The 17144-nt window shown below is 35.6% G+C and carries 15 protein-coding genes; 14 read left to right on the forward strand and 1 reads right to left on the reverse strand.

Annotated features, from left to right (window positions below; translation table 11 throughout):
- Positions 1 to 129: 129 nt before the first annotated feature.
- From AC3WJF_RS03475 to galU, 13 genes are all read left to right on the forward strand, one after another.
- Positions 130 to 1740 carry an FMN-binding glutamate synthase family protein gene (locus AC3WJF_RS03475; protein ID WP_492449710.1) on the forward strand — a complete coding sequence of 537 codons (1611 nt, stop codon included), beginning with the start codon at positions 130 to 132 and terminating at the stop codon, positions 1738 to 1740.
- A gap of 313 nt (positions 1741 to 2053) precedes the next feature.
- Positions 2054 to 2491 carry an SMI1/KNR4 family protein gene (locus AC3WJF_RS03480; RefSeq protein WP_492449711.1) on the forward strand — a complete coding sequence of 146 codons (438 nt, stop codon included), beginning with the start codon at positions 2054 to 2056 and terminating at the stop codon, positions 2489 to 2491.
- Between the two features lie 1020 nt (positions 2492 to 3511).
- Positions 3512 to 4327, forward strand: a complete 816-nt coding sequence (locus AC3WJF_RS03485) for a lipid II flippase Amj family protein (protein WP_492449712.1) — start codon at positions 3512 to 3514, stop codon at positions 4325 to 4327.
- A 348-nt stretch (positions 4328 to 4675) separates the two neighbouring features.
- Complete coding sequence (locus AC3WJF_RS03490) at positions 4676 to 5335, forward strand: sugar transferase (protein ID WP_492449713.1); 660 nt, start codon at positions 4676 to 4678, stop codon at positions 5333 to 5335.
- 16 nt (positions 5336 to 5351) lie between these two features.
- The gene (gene tuaB / locus AC3WJF_RS03495; RefSeq protein WP_492449714.1) at positions 5352 to 6815 is read left to right on the forward strand and encodes a teichuronic acid biosynthesis protein TuaB; all 1464 of its coding nucleotides are present in this window, start codon (positions 5352 to 5354) and stop codon (positions 6813 to 6815) included.
- Entirely contained in the window at positions 6812 to 7996 is a 1185-nt protein-coding gene (gene tuaC, locus AC3WJF_RS03500) for a teichuronic acid biosynthesis protein TuaC (RefSeq protein ID WP_492449715.1), read from the forward strand. Before tuaB ends, tuaC begins: the two co-directional genes overlap by 4 nt.
- Before the next feature lie 46 nt (positions 7997 to 8042).
- On the forward strand, positions 8043 to 9392 hold the full coding sequence (tuaD, locus tag AC3WJF_RS03505) for a UDP-glucose 6-dehydrogenase TuaD (protein ID WP_492449716.1): 1350 nt from the start codon (positions 8043 to 8045) through the stop codon (positions 9390 to 9392).
- A complete protein-coding gene (locus AC3WJF_RS03510) occupies positions 9389 to 10333 on the forward strand; it encodes an NAD-dependent epimerase/dehydratase family protein (RefSeq protein WP_492449717.1) in 945 nt (314 codons plus the stop codon). The genes tuaD and AC3WJF_RS03510 overlap by 4 nt, the downstream gene beginning before the upstream one ends.
- 24 nt (positions 10334 to 10357) lie before the next feature.
- The gene (gene tuaE / locus AC3WJF_RS03515) at positions 10358 to 11842 is read left to right on the forward strand and encodes a teichuronic acid biosynthesis protein TuaE (RefSeq protein ID WP_492449718.1); all 1485 of its coding nucleotides are present in this window, start codon (positions 10358 to 10360) and stop codon (positions 11840 to 11842) included.
- A complete protein-coding gene (locus AC3WJF_RS03520; RefSeq protein WP_492449719.1) occupies positions 11812 to 12498 on the forward strand; it encodes a hypothetical protein in 687 nt (228 codons plus the stop codon). The genes tuaE and AC3WJF_RS03520 overlap by 31 nt, the downstream gene beginning before the upstream one ends.
- A 15-nt stretch (positions 12499 to 12513) precedes the next feature.
- Complete coding sequence (gene tuaG / locus AC3WJF_RS03525) at positions 12514 to 13272, forward strand: teichuronic acid biosynthesis protein TuaG (RefSeq protein ID WP_492449720.1); 759 nt, start codon at positions 12514 to 12516, stop codon at positions 13270 to 13272.
- A gap of 16 nt (positions 13273 to 13288) precedes the next feature.
- Positions 13289 to 14446, forward strand: coding sequence for a teichuronic acid biosynthesis protein TuaH (gene tuaH, locus AC3WJF_RS03530; protein WP_492449721.1), 1158 nt, complete (start codon positions 13289 to 13291; stop codon positions 14444 to 14446).
- Positions 14447 to 14492: 46 nt separating this feature from the next.
- Positions 14493 to 15365, forward strand: coding sequence for a UTP--glucose-1-phosphate uridylyltransferase GalU (gene galU / locus AC3WJF_RS03535; RefSeq protein WP_492449722.1), 873 nt, complete (start codon positions 14493 to 14495; stop codon positions 15363 to 15365).
- Positions 15366 to 15480: 115 nt separating this feature from the next.
- Here galU and AC3WJF_RS03540 read toward each other — a convergent pair whose 3' ends face one another.
- Positions 15481 to 16041 (reverse strand): GNAT family N-acetyltransferase, encoded by a 561-nt coding sequence (locus AC3WJF_RS03540; RefSeq protein WP_492449723.1) that lies wholly within the window; start codon positions 16039 to 16041, stop codon positions 15481 to 15483.
- A 391-nt stretch (positions 16042 to 16432) separates the two neighbouring features.
- Here AC3WJF_RS03540 and AC3WJF_RS03545 point away from each other — a divergent pair, with 391 nt between their 5' ends.
- Positions 16433 to 17113 (forward strand): phosphatase PAP2 family protein, encoded by a 681-nt coding sequence (locus AC3WJF_RS03545; protein ID WP_492449724.1) that lies wholly within the window; start codon positions 16433 to 16435, stop codon positions 17111 to 17113.
- The last annotated feature ends 31 nt before the right edge of the window (positions 17114 to 17144 follow it).

Genomic DNA, 17144 nt, shown 5'->3' on the forward strand with positions numbered 1-17144 from the left:
ATTTGTGTCCACCACAGAAAGACAATGCACCCAAATTGTCCATTTGTGGTAAAATTTTAAGTACGAATTTCACTCGGTGCCTAACGCCAAGTGGTAGAATAGTAGATAATGATTAGGATGGTGAAAAGGATGAGTTGGACACAGGGATTGATTATTGCGATTTTTGTATTGTTGGTGGCGGTTATAATTGGGCCACTGGGGTTTTATTTTTACATATTATTCCGTGATTCCCGTCAACAGGAACATGCGGTGTTAAGGAATTTTCCGGTGCTCGGACGTATTCGATACATAGCGGAAAAAGTAGGACCAGAGTTACGGCAATATTTATTTCAAAACAACAACGAAGGCAAGCCTTTCTCCAGAAATCAATATGAAGGTGTTGTGAAATCTGGTAAATACAAACAGAGAATAACGGCATTTGGTTCGGAAAGAAACTTTGAGGATTCAGGCTTTTATTTGAGAAATTCGATGTTTCCAAAGCAAAGGGACGAACTCCGAATCAACCAAACTCCAAATATTCAAACACATATTTATAAAATTGATAACGAAAAGTTGCTAAACAGAATGGAACATTCCGAGAAAGCCGAGGTTCCACCTTACTACTTAGCAGAACAAGATCAAATCGTGATAGGTAAGGATACGTGTGCAAAGCCATTCTATGTAAAAGGGTTAATCGGCCAATCTGCGATGAGTTATGGTGCACTCGGGAAAAATGCGATAACAGCTTTGTCAAAAGGACTTGCGCTTGCCGGAGGTACTTGGATGAATACTGGCGAAGGTGGTCTTTCAAAGCATCATCAGGCAGGAAATGTAGATATTATTGCACAAATTGGACCAGGGTTATTCGGTTATCGAACAGAAGACGGAGAATTTTCTTGGGAGCAGTTTAAGAAAAAAAGTGAGATCGAACAAGTAAAAGCATTTGAATTAAAATTAGCGCAGGGAGCGAAAATCCGCGGTGGCCATGTCGAGGCGGAAAAGGTAACACCTGAAATTGCGGAAATTCGTAATGTAACACCTTGGAAAACAATAGATAGTCCGAATCGTTTTCGCCAATTTCACGATTCGAAAGGGTTGTTGGATTTTGTAGATCAAATGAGAGAAATTGGTGGAAAGCCAGTCGGATTTAAAATCGTTGTTGGAAGCCGTGACGAGGTAGAGGATTTAGTCAAGGCGATGGCGGAGGAAGGAAAGTATCCTGACTTTATTACCGTCGATGGTGGTGAAGGAGGAACAGGTGCAACTTACCAAGAACTTGCAGATGGACCTGGCTTACCACTTTATACTGCTCTACCAATCTTGCATGAAATGTTGAAGAAATACAAAATCCGGGATCGCGTAAAGATTATTGCATCTGGAAAATTAATTACTCCTGATAAAATGGCATATGCTTTATGTTTGGGAGCGGACTTAATCAACACGGCTAGAGCTTTCATGATTTCAGTGGGATGTATAATGGCGCAAACCTGTCATTCCAATACTTGCCCAGTTGGTGTGGCGACAACCGATCCAAATCGGGAAAAGGCATTGGTCGTGGAAGAAAAAATGTATCGGGTTTGTAACTATGTTATCTCCACAAGGGAGGGCCTTTTCAACCTAGCTGGCGCAGCAGGATTAGCTTCTCCAACGGAATTCACAGAAGAACACGTAATGTTCAGAGCAATGGACGGTCAACTTTATACCGGAAAAGAATATATGCAAGGATTGATGAGGCCGTCATTGGAAAAAATGGCTTTGTAGATTAGTAAAGACAAGTTAAAATGTTAACGGGTTCTGTTCCCTGTCACTAACAAAGAAATGTAATGTTAAATGTCTATCAAATTGTATGATAATTTGATAGACATTTTTTTATGGATATAGCTATCAATATTACTGGGATTTGTATAAAGATCATCACAAAAAGTATGGATTGAAAGTTAGGAGTGATAGATTACTGAATATTATGCTATTTAATATAATTATAGAGGAATTTTGCTCTTACACGAAAAAGGATTTTTATAAAGAACGTCGAAAATATTACGAATCATCTAAAATAAATTAAAGGAGCAAAGATATGTGGAGAGAATTTGTCACCTCTATTTCGAAGGAACATCACTTTAAAGACCCTGCAACAAAGGATGAAATCGCTCAAATTCAAAAAGATTTGAATGTTGAATTGCCAGAAGAATTAATTGAGTTATTTCAAGAAACAAATGGTGTATTCGACAATTGGAATTGTCCGCTGATTTGGTCTACTTCACAAATTTTCAAAGACAATCTTTTTTACAGAAACTTTGAAGACTATAAGGATATTTATATGCCATTTGATCATCTTTTCTTTTTCAGTGACGCCGGTAATGGAGATTTATTTTGCTATGCGATATTTGAAAATGGGACAATTGGAAAAAACGATATCTATGTTTGGAATCACGAGGATGATAGTCGGACCTGGGTAGCCGCTTCATTAAAAGATTTTATTGAAGGCTGGCTTACGGACGAAATTGGTGTTTAATTGGGGTTGTGGAATCGACTTATATTAAGAAAATTGGCGGTACAAATGAAAATAAAAGAACGAATAGGATATGTCTTTTCTATTATACTACCAATATTAGTGTTTTTACGGTTAACACTTAGAATCGGTAATAATAACTTTTTTTATTTGGCCTGATTTTTGCAATCCTAGGATTTGTACCTCATATAAGTTCCGATATTAGTTCATTAATTAACTAACAGGTGCAATTGTGAAAAAGGCAACAGACTTTTCACTACGTTTTTAAAAATATTTTCGATAAATTTCCCTTCATAGGTTTCAGCTTAACTGAGTATAAATTCTCGTGCCTCGCTTTTTTTCTCCACTAAATTTTCAAGCAATGAGTGCGATGACCCAAGAACTTTTTTGTTGAACCTGTTTTTTCTAAGGACAAATACTTCATGAGTAAAAGGTGAAAAACGATGATTTTTATCAAAATAGGAATAACACTAATTATCTTGATAATTATTACACTTGTGATATTGAGGGAATATAAGAAATTAAATGCAGAGGATAAAAAAATATTTTATAAAAGAGTTAGTATTTGAAAATGGAATTATATATGTGGGTTCCATATTATTTTTTATTATATCAAATATTTTTTTAAATCTATTTCTCAAAAATTTAGGTGGAATTTTGATACTTGTGGGCTGTTTATATCAAGGCATTTTACAGTGGAGGAAAGACAAGAAACGAAGTATATTCCTTTTTGTTGTATTTCTAATTGGTGCCTCTATATGGTTCGTTTTATTGAAATAATGGGTTTTTTATATTCAATGAAATTGGGGGATACAAAAAAAGTAAAGGAAATAAAAGGATATATCTTTACTGTTTTAGTACCAGTATTAGTGCTGTTAGATTTTGATTATTCCATGGTAAGCTAATTCAATAAGATAAGTTTTACTCGTTTTCGGTAATTTTAATATTTTGGATGCTATTTCTATTTAGTCTGGAATTGTTATAATAGTTTTTATAAAAATGAAAAAAGGAAAAGGACAAACAATGGAATTAATATCAACGAAACTGATTATCATCTCCTTATTTTTATTAATTGTCACAACCATTGAAACGCTAGCCTATTCTACAAGATTGTCTGGTGCCAGAGTTGGCTTAATAGCTTCAGCTTTATCATTGTTTAATACAATGATTATTGTTTCTAGATTTTCCACTATGTTTCAACAGCCAATGACGGGAAAACTCATTGGTGAAGCACCTAAAATCAATACCTTGCATTTTATCCAAGATCAATATCGTATCTTACTCGGGGTCACTACTTTAGGGGTCTGTGTAGGGATAATATTATTTCCTACTTTTATTGCAATTTTTTCTAGAGCCATTACGCAGCTCTCATTAGAAAAAGGATCCATTTTTTCGGTGATAAAAAAGTGGAGTAATAAGCAAGGCTTGAAGAGGGTTATTGAATGCATTCGTTTACCGCGCTTATCTTATTTAAAAGGAATCAATAAGCGGACATTTCCAAAGAGAATTTTTGTTATAAATGCTGTGATTACTTCCATTTACACAGTAGGAGTGTTGGCCGCACTATATGCATCTGTTCTTGTGCCTTCAAAGTTTGCACCTGCTGCTATTATGTCTTCAGGCATCATTAACGGAGTTGCCACAATCTTATTAACGCTCTTTGTCGACCCAAAAGCATCCGTATTAGCGGATCAGGTAGTGAAAAAGCAAAATAAATATGTATATTTAAAAAGCTATTCTTTTGCTATGATAAGCTCCAAATTAGTTGGAACCTTGCTAGCACAACTTATTTTCATCCCAGCAGCTATTTATATTGCATGGTTTGCACACTGGATTTAAGCCCTCCCATTCGGAGGGCTCTTTTATTATTGTGGGAAATATTCTTAAACCCGTGTGATTCGATGTAATTTCTAGCTCTCTTTTTTTCTATTAAAAGTCTTTTTTTACAAAATAAGATTTTGATGAAGCGAACAAAAATGGCTGTGTCCGTACTGTTCGCTTTTTTTATTGGTGATAAAGCATCATGCTGTCTGTAATGAAATTTACAAACCATTTACGAAGTTAATAAGTATTCAAAATTATTCATCAACTCTTAATTTACTCTCAACAATGACTTAAAATAGCAACCCTATAATTTACTTATCGGAAAACAAGAATTCTAATAAAACATCTTGAGAGGTGGGTAATTTGAATACTGAACACAGCTACAATTCATATCAAAATCATTTTATTGTCCAAACCTCAAATCTTTCCTTATCAAAGCAATCTCAACACTATCTCTATTTGAAAAGGGTGTTTGACATTCTTGTATCAATCATTGGAATAATTATTTCAACCCCAATTGTGATATTCTTTGCGATCCTTATTGTTATCGAAACTCCTGGCTCCCCTTTTTATATTCAGGAACGTTTGGGTAGAGGAGGAAAAAGCTTCCACATTATCAAGCTTCGTTCGATGAGACTGGATGCGGAAAAAGAAGGAGCAAAGTGGGCTGTGCGAAATGACTCAAGAATAACAAAAATAGGGTCCTTTATTAGAAAAACGCGAATTGATGAATTGCCCCAATTAATTTCTGTTTTAAAAGGGGACATGTCAATAGTAGGTCCTAGACCAGAAAGACCTATTTTTACGGAACAGTTCAGTCGTGAAATAAAAGGTTTTTCCAACCGATTAATTGTTAAGCCTGGCCTTACTGGTCTAGCACAGGTTAACGGAGGATATGACATTTCTCCAAAAGAGAAACTTCAATATGATATGAAATACATACAAAATCTAACATTTTCTCTGGAAATGAAAATTATTTTGAAAACTATTAAGGTCGTTTTAACTGGAGAAGGAGCTCGCTAAAAAGGTAGGTAAAGAAATGTTATCGATAAGAAGCCAAATGCTTAAAGGAATTAAATGGAATGGCATTTCTACGTTAACCATTACATTAATGCAAGTTCTGCAGTTTGCCTTACTAGGAAAGCTAATGAGTATTTCTGATTTTGGATTAGTAGGAATTATTACAACAACTATTATCTTTTCACAAATTGTACTGGATATGGGAATTGGATCAGCCATCATTCAAAAAGAAGTAGTGACTGAACGAATATTATCTACATTGTTTTGGCTCAACATATTAGTAGGGATAGCACTGTTTGTCCTATTCGAGCTTGGGAGTCCTTTCATGGCCCAGTACTTTCATCGGAATGAGTTAACGGATTTAATTCGTATTCTCGGGCTAATGTTCTTAATTGCTCCTGTTGGGCAGCAGTGTCAATATATGCTGCAAAAGGACTTGGAATTTAAAGCACTAGGTGTCATTGAAACTGCTTCTACTGTTCTTTCTTTTGTGATACTAATGATCCTTATTTTCTCTATTGATCAGCTTTATGCCTATGTCATTTCTCAGGTTATCTTATATTCACTAAAAGGATTTTTGTATTTTGTTTATTACCAAAAAAAATGGCGTCCATCCTTTGTATTTGATCTTGAGGCATGCAAGGAGTTGATCATGTTTGGAGGATTTCAATTGGCATCGAGATTAGTAAATCGAATTGGCTCCAATTTAGATGTGATATTAATTGGAAAATTCATGGGTTCGGAAGCTCTTGGTATTTATAATCTTGCATATCAAATTGTGACAGTCCCGGTATTAAAAATAAATCCGATTTTAACTAGGGTGGCTTTTCCGGTATTTTCAAAAAATCAAAAAAGCCAAGCAGCTCTAAGAGATGGTTTTTTGCATATGACAAAGCTGTTAAGTATTGTTTCTTTTCCAATCTTAATGGGGCTGGCAGCTGTATCAAATGTATTAATCCCTGCTGTATTTGGGCAAAAGTGGGTTGGAGCAATTCCGATCGTGCAGATTATGGCGCTTGTTGGAATTCTAAGAGTATTAATGAACCCCAATGGCTCCATCATTCTGGCAAAGGGAAAGGCAAAAATTGCTTTTTATTGGGATGCAGGTGTGCTAATTCTTTATGGATTTTCCTTAATGCTAGCTGTTACAACAAATAGTTTGGCGATAGTAGCGTGGACATACGTCACGGTAAGTGCAGTCAATTTCATTTTCGGAAGATGGCTGCTTAAGTGGTTAATTAAGCTAAGCTGGAGCAATTATTTAAAATCCATGGTAGTACCGTTCCAATTATCATTGATCATTGCTGGTTTAGCCTTTTTAGTTCAGGTAACGACTGTCCATTATTTTTCTACCGCTGCAGTTTGGTCCTTAATTATTTCGGTAACCGTTAGTGCAGTACTATATTTTTCGTTGCTGATAAAGGTATATCCTGGTCATTTTTCAAAATGGATAAAAAAACGAACAAGAGGGCGAGCGATATGAAGGTTTTATGGATAACGAGTGCATATCCAAGTGATGAATATCCCTCTAGCGGAGTGTTTCATGAAACACAAGTGCAAGCTTTAATTCAAGCTGGAATAAATGTTACTGTCATTTCTCCGATACCGAGGAATCTCTCATTCATTCGTTATATGCGCAAGCAATATCGAGTGAAGGAGAATATTCCATTTATGTATACAAGGAAGGGTGTGACGATTTACCGTCCGAATTATTTAGCTCTACCAGGTCAACTGAGATGGGCTCAGCCAGATAAACGAATAGCTGCTGCGATTTTGGACACGATGTCTAATTATGATATTAAGGCAGATGTTATCCACGCCCATTTTGCGATGCCATCAGGAGGAGCGGCAAGACTTATTTCTAAACAAAAAGAACTCCCCTGGGTTTTAACATTACATGGAAGTGATGTGAATATTTACCCCCATTATAGTACCAGTTCAAGAAATGCTTTTATCCATGCGGTAAAAGATGCTAATCACGTCTTGGCTGTAGATGCTGCTTTGCAAAAGAAAGCAAAAGAAATGACGGGGCGAGACAGCACAGTTCTACCGATAGGTATAAATCTCACACAATTCCATCAACAAGAACATGGAAAGAAGGAGCTAAGAAGGAAACTTCAGCTTCCGGAAAACAAAAAACTCATCGTATTTGTAGGGAGATTAACAGAGGCAAAAGGGGTTTTTGAACTTGCTCATTCCCTTGCACTTCTTCCAGATGAAATTGCAGTCGTATATATAGGAGATGGCCCCGCAAAAGAAAAATTAAAACGCCATCCTGAGCTAAATAGCCGACTTTTTTTAACCGGGCAAATTGCAAATGAAAAGGTAAAGGAATATTTGCAGGCGAGCGATGTATTTACTCTTCCATCTTATTCGGAGGGAATGCCAACAGTTGTGATTGAAGCTTTAGCATTGAAAATTCCAGTCATCAGTACAGCAGTTGGCGGAGTACCAGAGCTTTTTGGTGAATATCGAAATTATTTAATTGAAAGGAAGTCCGTATCAAGTCTTGTAGAACGGATAAAAGATGTCCTTTACCAAAATCAATATACCGCTAAGGCTCAGCAAGATCTCTTTGAACATATTCAGAAAAATTATCGAGTGGAACAAAATGCCGTACAGCTTATGAAAGTCTATACAGAAATGATGGAATCTACTGTCTAAAGCTTTTCTTACATAATACAAGATGAACAGAAGGGAACGAAGGTAAATGAAAAAAATTGCAGTCATTGGAACAGGTTATGTAGGTCTTGTATCCGGAGCTTGTTTTGCCAATACAGGTAACAATGTGGTTTGCTGTGATATTGATCAAGTGAAGATAAATAACCTTTTGCAAGGAAAATTGCCAATTTATGAGCCGGGATTAAGCGAGCTTGTCCAGAAAAATGTCCATAATGAAACGCTTCATTTTACCACGGATATAACACAAGCAATTCAGAAGGCTGAAATAGTCTATATTGCAGTTGGTACCCCAATGTCATCATCAGGAAAAGCTGATTTAACTTATGTTAAACAAGTAGCAAAGACAATCGGCGAAAATCTAAACAACTATAAGGTAATTGTTACAAAAAGTACAGTCCCTGTTGGTACTGGTAAATTGATTGAATCTATTATACGACAACATTCAGGTGAAGAGCAGCCTTTTGCGGTTGTTTCTAATCCGGAATTTCTCCGAGAAGGATCTGCGATAAAGGAAACGTTGAATATGGAACGAGCCGTTATAGGAACGGAAAATGAACGGGCATATCAAATGATTGCAGAGCTCCATAAACCCTTTACATCAAATATAGTGAAGGCTTCCATTGAAACAGCTGAAATTATTAAATATGCTGCTAATGCATTTCTAGCTACGAAAATCTCCTTTATTAACGATATTGCTAATATTTGTGAGCGTGTAGATGCGGATGTTACCAAGGTGTCTGAAGGAATCGGTTTAGATAGCAGAATCGGAAATAAATTTTTGCAGGCTGGTATTGGGTTCGGAGGTTCTTGTTTTCCGAAAGATACGGCAGCCCTTGTACATGTTGCTCGAGAGTACGGGTATGATTTTAAATTAATCAAAGCAGTGATTGAAACAAATGAGAGACAGCGAGTCAGATTAGTTGAAAAACTAGTGAATGCTTTAGGTAGTTTAAAAGGTAAAACGATAAGTGTCTTAGGGCTTGCTTTTAAGCCTGATACAAATGATATTCGTTCATCTCCGGCATTGGATATTATTCCTTATTTATCCGTTCATGGAGCAGAAATAAAGGCATTTGATCCTATTGCAATAGAAGAAACGAAGAAACAGCTCGGCTACGATTGCTTGTATACAGAAGATGTGTATGAATCCCTTCATTATGCAGATGCTTGTGTAATTTTAACCGATTGGAAGGAAATAAAACAAATGGATTTATTGAAGGTAAAGCAATTAATGTGCAATCCGCTTATAGTTGATGGGCGCAATCTCTTCGATTTAAATACAATGCTGGAACATGGATTTACCTATATATCTGTCGGAAGAAAAATGATCCAAAGGGAAAATATTATTTCAAAGTCCGGAGAGGAGGTTATTCGATGAAAAAAGTGATCGTAACAGGCGGGGCGGGTTTTATTGGCTCTCATATTGTAGAGGAATTACTGCAAAATAATTTTGAAGTAATCGTTATCGACAATTTTTCAACAGGCAGCATGGAAAATATAAAAAATCTCCCTATCAATCTATTTCATTATGATATTACGGAACATAGCATAATTGATTTTATTGTATCTTTAAAGCCTGATTACATCATTCATCAAGCCGCTCAAGTAAGTGTATCAGAATCGGTAACGAATCCCTTGTTTGATGAGAACGTGAATATCAAGGGCTCCTTACATATTATTGATGCAGCCATAAAATGCAAAGTGAAAAAGGTTGTTTTTGCATCTTCTGCAGCGGTGTACGGGAATCCTGTCAGATTGCCTGTGGAAATTAATCATCCTACTAATCCGGAATCTCCATATGGCATAAGTAAATTAACGGTGGAACAGTATTTAAAGACGTCTAATAAGTTATACAAGCTGCCATATTGCATATTACGTTATAGCAATGTATATGGTCCTAGACAATCTGTACATGGAGAAGGAGGTGTAGTGGCTAATTTTTCCAACCGATTAACAGATAATCTTTCCCCGTATATATACGGGGATGGTGGACAGACAAGGGATTTTATTTACGTTAAGGATGTTGCTAAAGCCAATGTTAAAGCTCTTATGGCAGAAGGGAATATATGCGTAAATGTTTCATCTGGCAAAGCAATTTCCATAAATAAACTTTTTAATACGATGAAAGAATTGGCAGGTAAGGATGTGAAAGCCATCTTTAAAGAAGCTCGTCCAGGTGACATTCGGGATAGTACCCTTGCCAACTATGAAACAGAACAATTACTGAACTGGAAACCAGTGTATGAACTATATCAGGGCTTAGAAGAAACGATTTATGATTTCAACAGGAGCAAAATAATGCCACTATTCCATTCGTAGAGGATAAAGGGAGTAAGAGATAAGATGATAGAAAATCGCCGATTATTACAAGCGCTTGGTTTGTCAACTTTCCTACTGATAGGGGTTGCGGTAACATTTTCATTTTTATTAATAAAACAAAGTTTGATTATTTACTTTCTTGTAGTTTGGGGGCTGCTTATTTGTTCTGTTTTTGTAAAACAGTATGTTGATAAGAATGTGTTGTTGTTTGTAGTCATGAATGTTTTAGTTTTGACTACTTTTTTGAACCAATCTGTGATAAGTATTCATATCGGCTTTTTTACCTTGTTTTTATATAGATTGGTATTGATATTTGCAATTGCAACTTTCTTAATATGCTATCGAAAGAAAAATGACCTAGTCCAATATTGGAATCAAGTAAATGTAAAACATATTCTCCTCTATTTGTTGTTATGGATGGCATATGGCTTTATTTCATTACTATGGGCAAAATCCATACTAGATGGGTTTAAGTATATGGTGTTGTTGGGAACTGGTGTATTGTTTGTTTTCCTAGCAGTCTTTTCGTTTACTACATTGTCTCGTTTAATGTGGTTCTATGTAATTTGGATGTTCATGACATTTATCTTATTGGTGATGGGGTTAATGAACCACTTCACACATATTCAGCTTCCAAGCTCTACGCTGTATGGAGGACCTACATATAAGATGTCTTATCCAACGGCTGTTTTCTTTAATCAAAATGACTTTGCAGCGTTTCTATCCATATCATTCTTTTTCTACTTATCTGCAGCAAAAAACAGCAGAAGTGGATGGGGAAAGACTGCCGCACTATTGTTTGGATTATTAAGTGTGTACATCATCTATTTAACTGAATCTCGAGCTAGTTTACTTGGGATTATGGCTGGCATATTGGTATATGTCTTTATAGTTCTTCCTACTTCTCTAAAAAAAGCTGCTGTAGTCGTATGTTCGGTTATCGCAGTTGTATGTTCGATACTATTATTCAATAAGTTCACGAGTCTAGCTGGAGCATTCTTTCATCCAGCAGATCAGGTTTCATCAAATGCTGTAAGGCTTAATCTATTAAAAAACGACTTTCATTTCATATTAGATACTTACGGTTTCGGAGTTGGTGCAGGAAATATCCCGTATTATTTAAAAAACGAAGCCATGTATGAAACAAATCATGTTGCTGAAATGCATAATTGGCTTGGTGAAATCTTTGGAAATTTTGGGTTATTGATTTTTTTAGGATATCTTGCTACTTATATTTATCTTTTTTACAGCTTATATAAAGTTTATCCAGCACAGAGATGTTGGAAAAATAGAGGAATCATTGAGGCATGTTTGTTAGGTCTTGTTTCTTTCCTCTTCTCGAGTATTAGTCCTAGTTCAGTCAGTAATCTATACTTTCATTGGGTTTTTCTTGGATTTGTCATTTCTACTGTGAATGTTTGTAAAGCTAATCAGAATCAATTTCAAGCAGAAATTATGACTAAGGAGCAAGGGCGAAAATGGAACTTATGGTTAAAAGGCCTGCAGTAAGATTTAAAAAATACCTGCTATTATTAGTCGCAATTCCTATTGTTTTAGGTATTTTGGGATGGGTTATACCTGTTGGAAAGGAGAAGTCACTGTATACGGCCGAAGCAACTATTACACTAGGAAGCTATGGAAACAAGGAGTTAAATGATCCAAGCAAAGTGGTTACTTTGTTAACAAATCCACCATTCTACCAAGAGAATTTACCCGGTTTATGGGGAGATAATCAAATTAACATTGCAAGTAAATTGCAAGTCATAAATATAGCGGTGGATCAGATTAAACTTTCGTATACGGATCATTCAAAAGATAAGGCTGTTCTAATCGTTAATGAAATTACAAAGGCTTTCTTACATGTAGACCAGCAGAAATTTAATGAGAAGAACCAGCTTATTCAAGAGACCATTGATACTTTAAAACAGGAGAAGGTAAGTGATGATACAAGAGTGGACCAGCAGAAATTTATTTATGATCTTAGTAATGCTCGTCTAGATTTAAGGCAAGCGATAATATTGCAGCCTGCAGATAGTGAAAAAATAATGATAGCAAATAAAGCCTTTAATTCTAAAGAACGAGCGGTACTTGGTGGCCTAATAGGAATTACAATAGCCTTAATTTTCATAGTGATCCCTGAATTCCTTCGGGAGCAGTCAAATTAAGAGGAGGACGTTTCTATGGTCGAAAAAAAGCCTACCATTTCAATTATTACACCTTCTTATAACTCAGGCGGTTTTATCGATAAAACTATTGATTCTGTGCGAAAGCAAACATTTCAAAACTGGGAAATGATAATTGTTGATGATGGTTCAACCGATGGTACACCATACAAATTAAAAAAGTATGAAACGGAAGATGAAAGAATCAAAGTCATTTATTTAAAAGAAAATGGTGGAGCTGCGTTAGCTAGAAACATTGGTTTAGAGAATGCAAGGGCAAGATACGTTGCTTTTCTTGATAGTGATGACTGTTGGAAACCAGAAAAATTAGCAAAACAGGTCACTTTCATGCAAATGAATGAATATGCCTTTACATTTACAGGCTACGAATACATTAGCCAGGAAGGAGTTCTCCTAAATAAACGGGTTTCTGCTCCTTTACAAGTTTCATATGAAGATATGTTGAAGAATACGATTATTGGTTGTTTGACGGTCATGGTTGACCGAGAAAAAGTAGGACCATTTCAAATGCCAAATATTCGAACAAGACAAGATCTTGCCACGTGGCTGATGATTTTGAGAAAAGGATTTATTGCATATGGTCTCAATGAAAGTTTAGCAGAGTACCGAATTGGAACTGCATCTATTTCGCGAAACAAATGGAAAGCAGCCAAAATGAATTGGTTTGTATACCGCAAGATTGAAAACCTCAATTGGTTCAGAGCATGTTGGTGCTTTTCTCATTATGCTTTTCATGCAGTAATGAAGAGAATTTAAAAAAGGATTGGGACAAATGGAAAATATACACATAATCGTGGCAACTGGAGAGTGGGAAACGGATCAATTGCGTTATCGAAGACATCGGCTTGCAGAATTTTTACTTCATCATCCTAGAACAAAAGAAGTAATTTGGGTATGTCCGACACCAAATAAAAAAGAATCTACGATTAATACCTTGTCCAACGGTATCAAACAATGGTCTATTCAGGATTTACTTCCGCTTAAACTGTTTCGATTTGGTCGATATTTGGATGGGTTTTATAAAGAGAAATTACAGCCACTTCTTTTATATTTAAAGCAGTTCCATGGGCAGTTTCGTTTTCACTTGTGGTATACATTCCCGGGATTCCCGTTATTGGCAGATCTCTTTTCTTGGAATACAGTGATTTATGATTGCAGTGATTTATGGTCTTCTCCTATTAGTGGTAGAAACTCAATATTATCTGACCTTAGGCAAACAATCATTTCAAAAGCAGAAAATCGGATCATTCGAAGAGCAGATACGATTTTTTGCACATCCGGTTTTTTGCGGGACAGAATCCTTGAAAAAGGTCGTTCCCCCGAAAAGGTGTTTACATTCGAAAATGGAGTAGAATTTGCCTTGTTTGCAGATGAACAAAGTCAAAAAGAAAATGTTATTCCTGAAAACTTTAAAGGAACTGTATTAGGATTTATCGGAGGGATTAAGCCTAAGCTTGATTTTGAACTCATACAAAATGTAGCTCAACAAAAGAAAGATTGGCTGTTTTTATTCGTTGGACCAGATAGAACTGATTCTCACCCTGGATTTAGAAAACTATTAAATGAGGAAAATGTATTATGGAAGGATAGTGTTCCACCATTTGAAGTACCGAAATACATGAACTTGATTGACATTGGAATGATGCCTTATAAACCTTCTTTATATAATCAAGCCGTATTTCCGCTAAAGCTATTTGAATTTCTAGCATCAGGTAAACCGGTTATTGGTGTCCATTTACCATCTACAAAAAAGTATACACGCGATTCCGTGTATCAACATCTAGAATCAAATAGTCCTAGTGAATTTATTTATACTTGTGAACAATTAATAGCAGAAAAAAAGAATGAAAATAGTGTATACATCCGTAAACAAATAGCTAAATCCAAAAATTGGGATGAAGTGTTTGAAGGCATGGTTCAAAGCATATAGCAATATTTTGTAGTTCATATGCAAACTTACCAAAGGAGTGAGTGACTTGAAACAAATTCGCAAAGCGATTATACCTGCTGCAGGATTAGGGACGAGATTTTTACCAGCCACGAAAGCGATGCCTAAAGAAATGCTTCCTATCGTTGACAAACCTACCATTCAATATATTGTGGAGGAGGCGGTAGAGTCCGGTATTGAAGATATAATCATCGTAACGGGTAAAGGGAAGCGTGCAATAGAAGATCATTTTGATCATGCCTTTGAATTGGAAGAAAATTTAGTGGCTAAGGGAAAATTTGATATTCTTGAAAAGGTAAAGGAATCATCGAAATTTGATTTGCATTATATAAGGCAGAAGGAACCAAAAGGTCTAGGACACGCAATTTGGTGTGCCCGCAAGTTTATTGGTAATGAGCCTTTTGCAGTCTTGTTAGGTGATGATATTGTTCAGGCTGAAACTCCTTGTTTAAAACAAATGATGGATGTTTATAGTAAGATTCAAGCATCTGTCATTGGTGTTCAAACCGTTCCAGAAAACGAGACATCTCGATATGGGATCATTGATCCAATCGGTCAGAAGGATCTCTTATATCAGGTAAGAAATTTTGTGGAAAAACCACCCTTAGGGACTGCTCCATCTGACTTGGCGATTATGGGAAGATATATTTTAACTCCGGAAATATTTATGTTTCTTGAAAATCAAGAGGAAGGAGCAGGCGGTGAAATACAATTAACAGACGCAATACAAGAGCTTAATAAAATTCAAAGGGTTTTTGCTTATAGATTTGAAGGAAAACGATATGATGTAGGAGATAAACTCGGATTTATTCAAACGACCATCGAAATGGCCCTACAAGATAAAGATCTTCGAGAACACTTAACAGCATTCTTAGAGGATGTGTTAACAAAGCAATTATAAATAAATATTAAGCGATAGTGATAAAAATGAAAAGGATAACAGCATACACAATTAAAAGTACTTGCATTTATCCTTTTTTTCATCTGGCAATTTTAATAGCGTTATTGTGTTATGATTAAAAATCCCACTCTTTTACAAACCCTTCAAATTCATTCGATAAACACTCCATATATATAATATCCCATAGTTTTCCACCCAGAAAATGTGCTTGTCTTCTTCTTCCATATTCCACAAAACCACATTTTTCATAAGCTCGAATAGCACCCTTATTAAATTCAAATACGTTTAAATCAAGATTATGAATCCCTAAAACAGAAAAGGCATAATTCATCATTAGTTTTGTTGTTTCCGTTCCATAGCCTTTTCCAAGACAATCTTTTTCACCTATAACAATATTAAAGGTGGCAGTCCGATTTAAATGATTTATATTCTCTAGATAGGTAAAACCTATAGGACGGAATGATTGCTTTTCAAAAATAGTAAAAAATACGTAATTAGAATTGGAACTAAATTGATCGATGGATGTAGCGTTTGCGTTTCTAGATGATGGTTTGGACGAGCCTAACGTCCTCGTGATGGTAAAATCATTATTACATTTCACATAAACATCCAAATAATCTTGCGACAGTGGACCTAAGGCAACAGACTCTCCCTCAAAATTAATAATTGCTTTCATAATACCCCTCTTTCGCTTATGAAAAAATTCCTATCTAATCTTTAATATTATTTTAATTTTACCATCTTAAAATATATATAGTTAATTAATGGAGATATTTTGAAAAAACGGGCTGTATCCTATCTACAAACCGGGTCATTTTAAATAGAATGCAGAAACAAGGTAATTTAGGCCGCAAAAAGAACATGAGTTAATTTGCTGACCCTTGAATTTCGATAAGATTTACTTAAAAATTGGCTTTGTTAATGATTATTGTTGATTTCCAGCCTTATGTGTACACGTGAACGGCTTTTATTCGGTACGAAAACTAGCGAGAACGTGTACACATAAGGCGGTATAAGTACCAAGAATATAGTTTAACAAAGCCTAAAAATTAATGAGAGGGTGATTCATGATGATTCGCAAATCCATTCCATCTCATTTACTGGCATTGTGCTGGTTAATGTCCATTCCATTGTTAGGAACTTTGTATGTTTTTTTAAATCGTCAAAAAGTAAAATCTTATAGCCTAGTGACAGACCTTGATCGCCATATTCCCTTTATAAAAGTCTTTATTTTACCGTATGTATCATGGTTTGTGTTTATATTAGCTGCATTAATTTATCTTTGCGTAAAGAACCGTCAAGCTTATTATCGAACTTTAATTTATTTCAATATTGGACTGTTAATTTGTTACGGAGTTTATTTTGTCTTTCAAACTCATGTCCCACGGCCCACATTAACAGGGCATGACTTTCTCACTAATATGGTTCGCTCTGTTTACCACTTGGATGAACCATACAATTGCTTTCCAAGCACCCATGTCTTAACATCTTATTTGATTTTAAAGGGATTTCAATCAGCTAAAAATATCCCTAGTCCAATTCGAATTGGAGTTTCCATTATGTCGCTTCTCATTATGGTTTCGATTCTCTTTGTGAAACAGCATGTATTGTTTGATTTAGTTGGTGGTGTTGCGGTTGTGGAGGTCATTTATTTTGTTCATCGGTGGGTAACAGCAAAAATAAAAAGCTTACAATTAGTGTGGCAGCATCGTAACAGTACAAATAAAGAGTCGGTTAAAAGTTCTTAACTTGTTCTATGGAAGGAATTAGCAGAAGGAA

This window comes from Heyndrickxia sp. FW510-T9 (assembly GCF_058781025.1).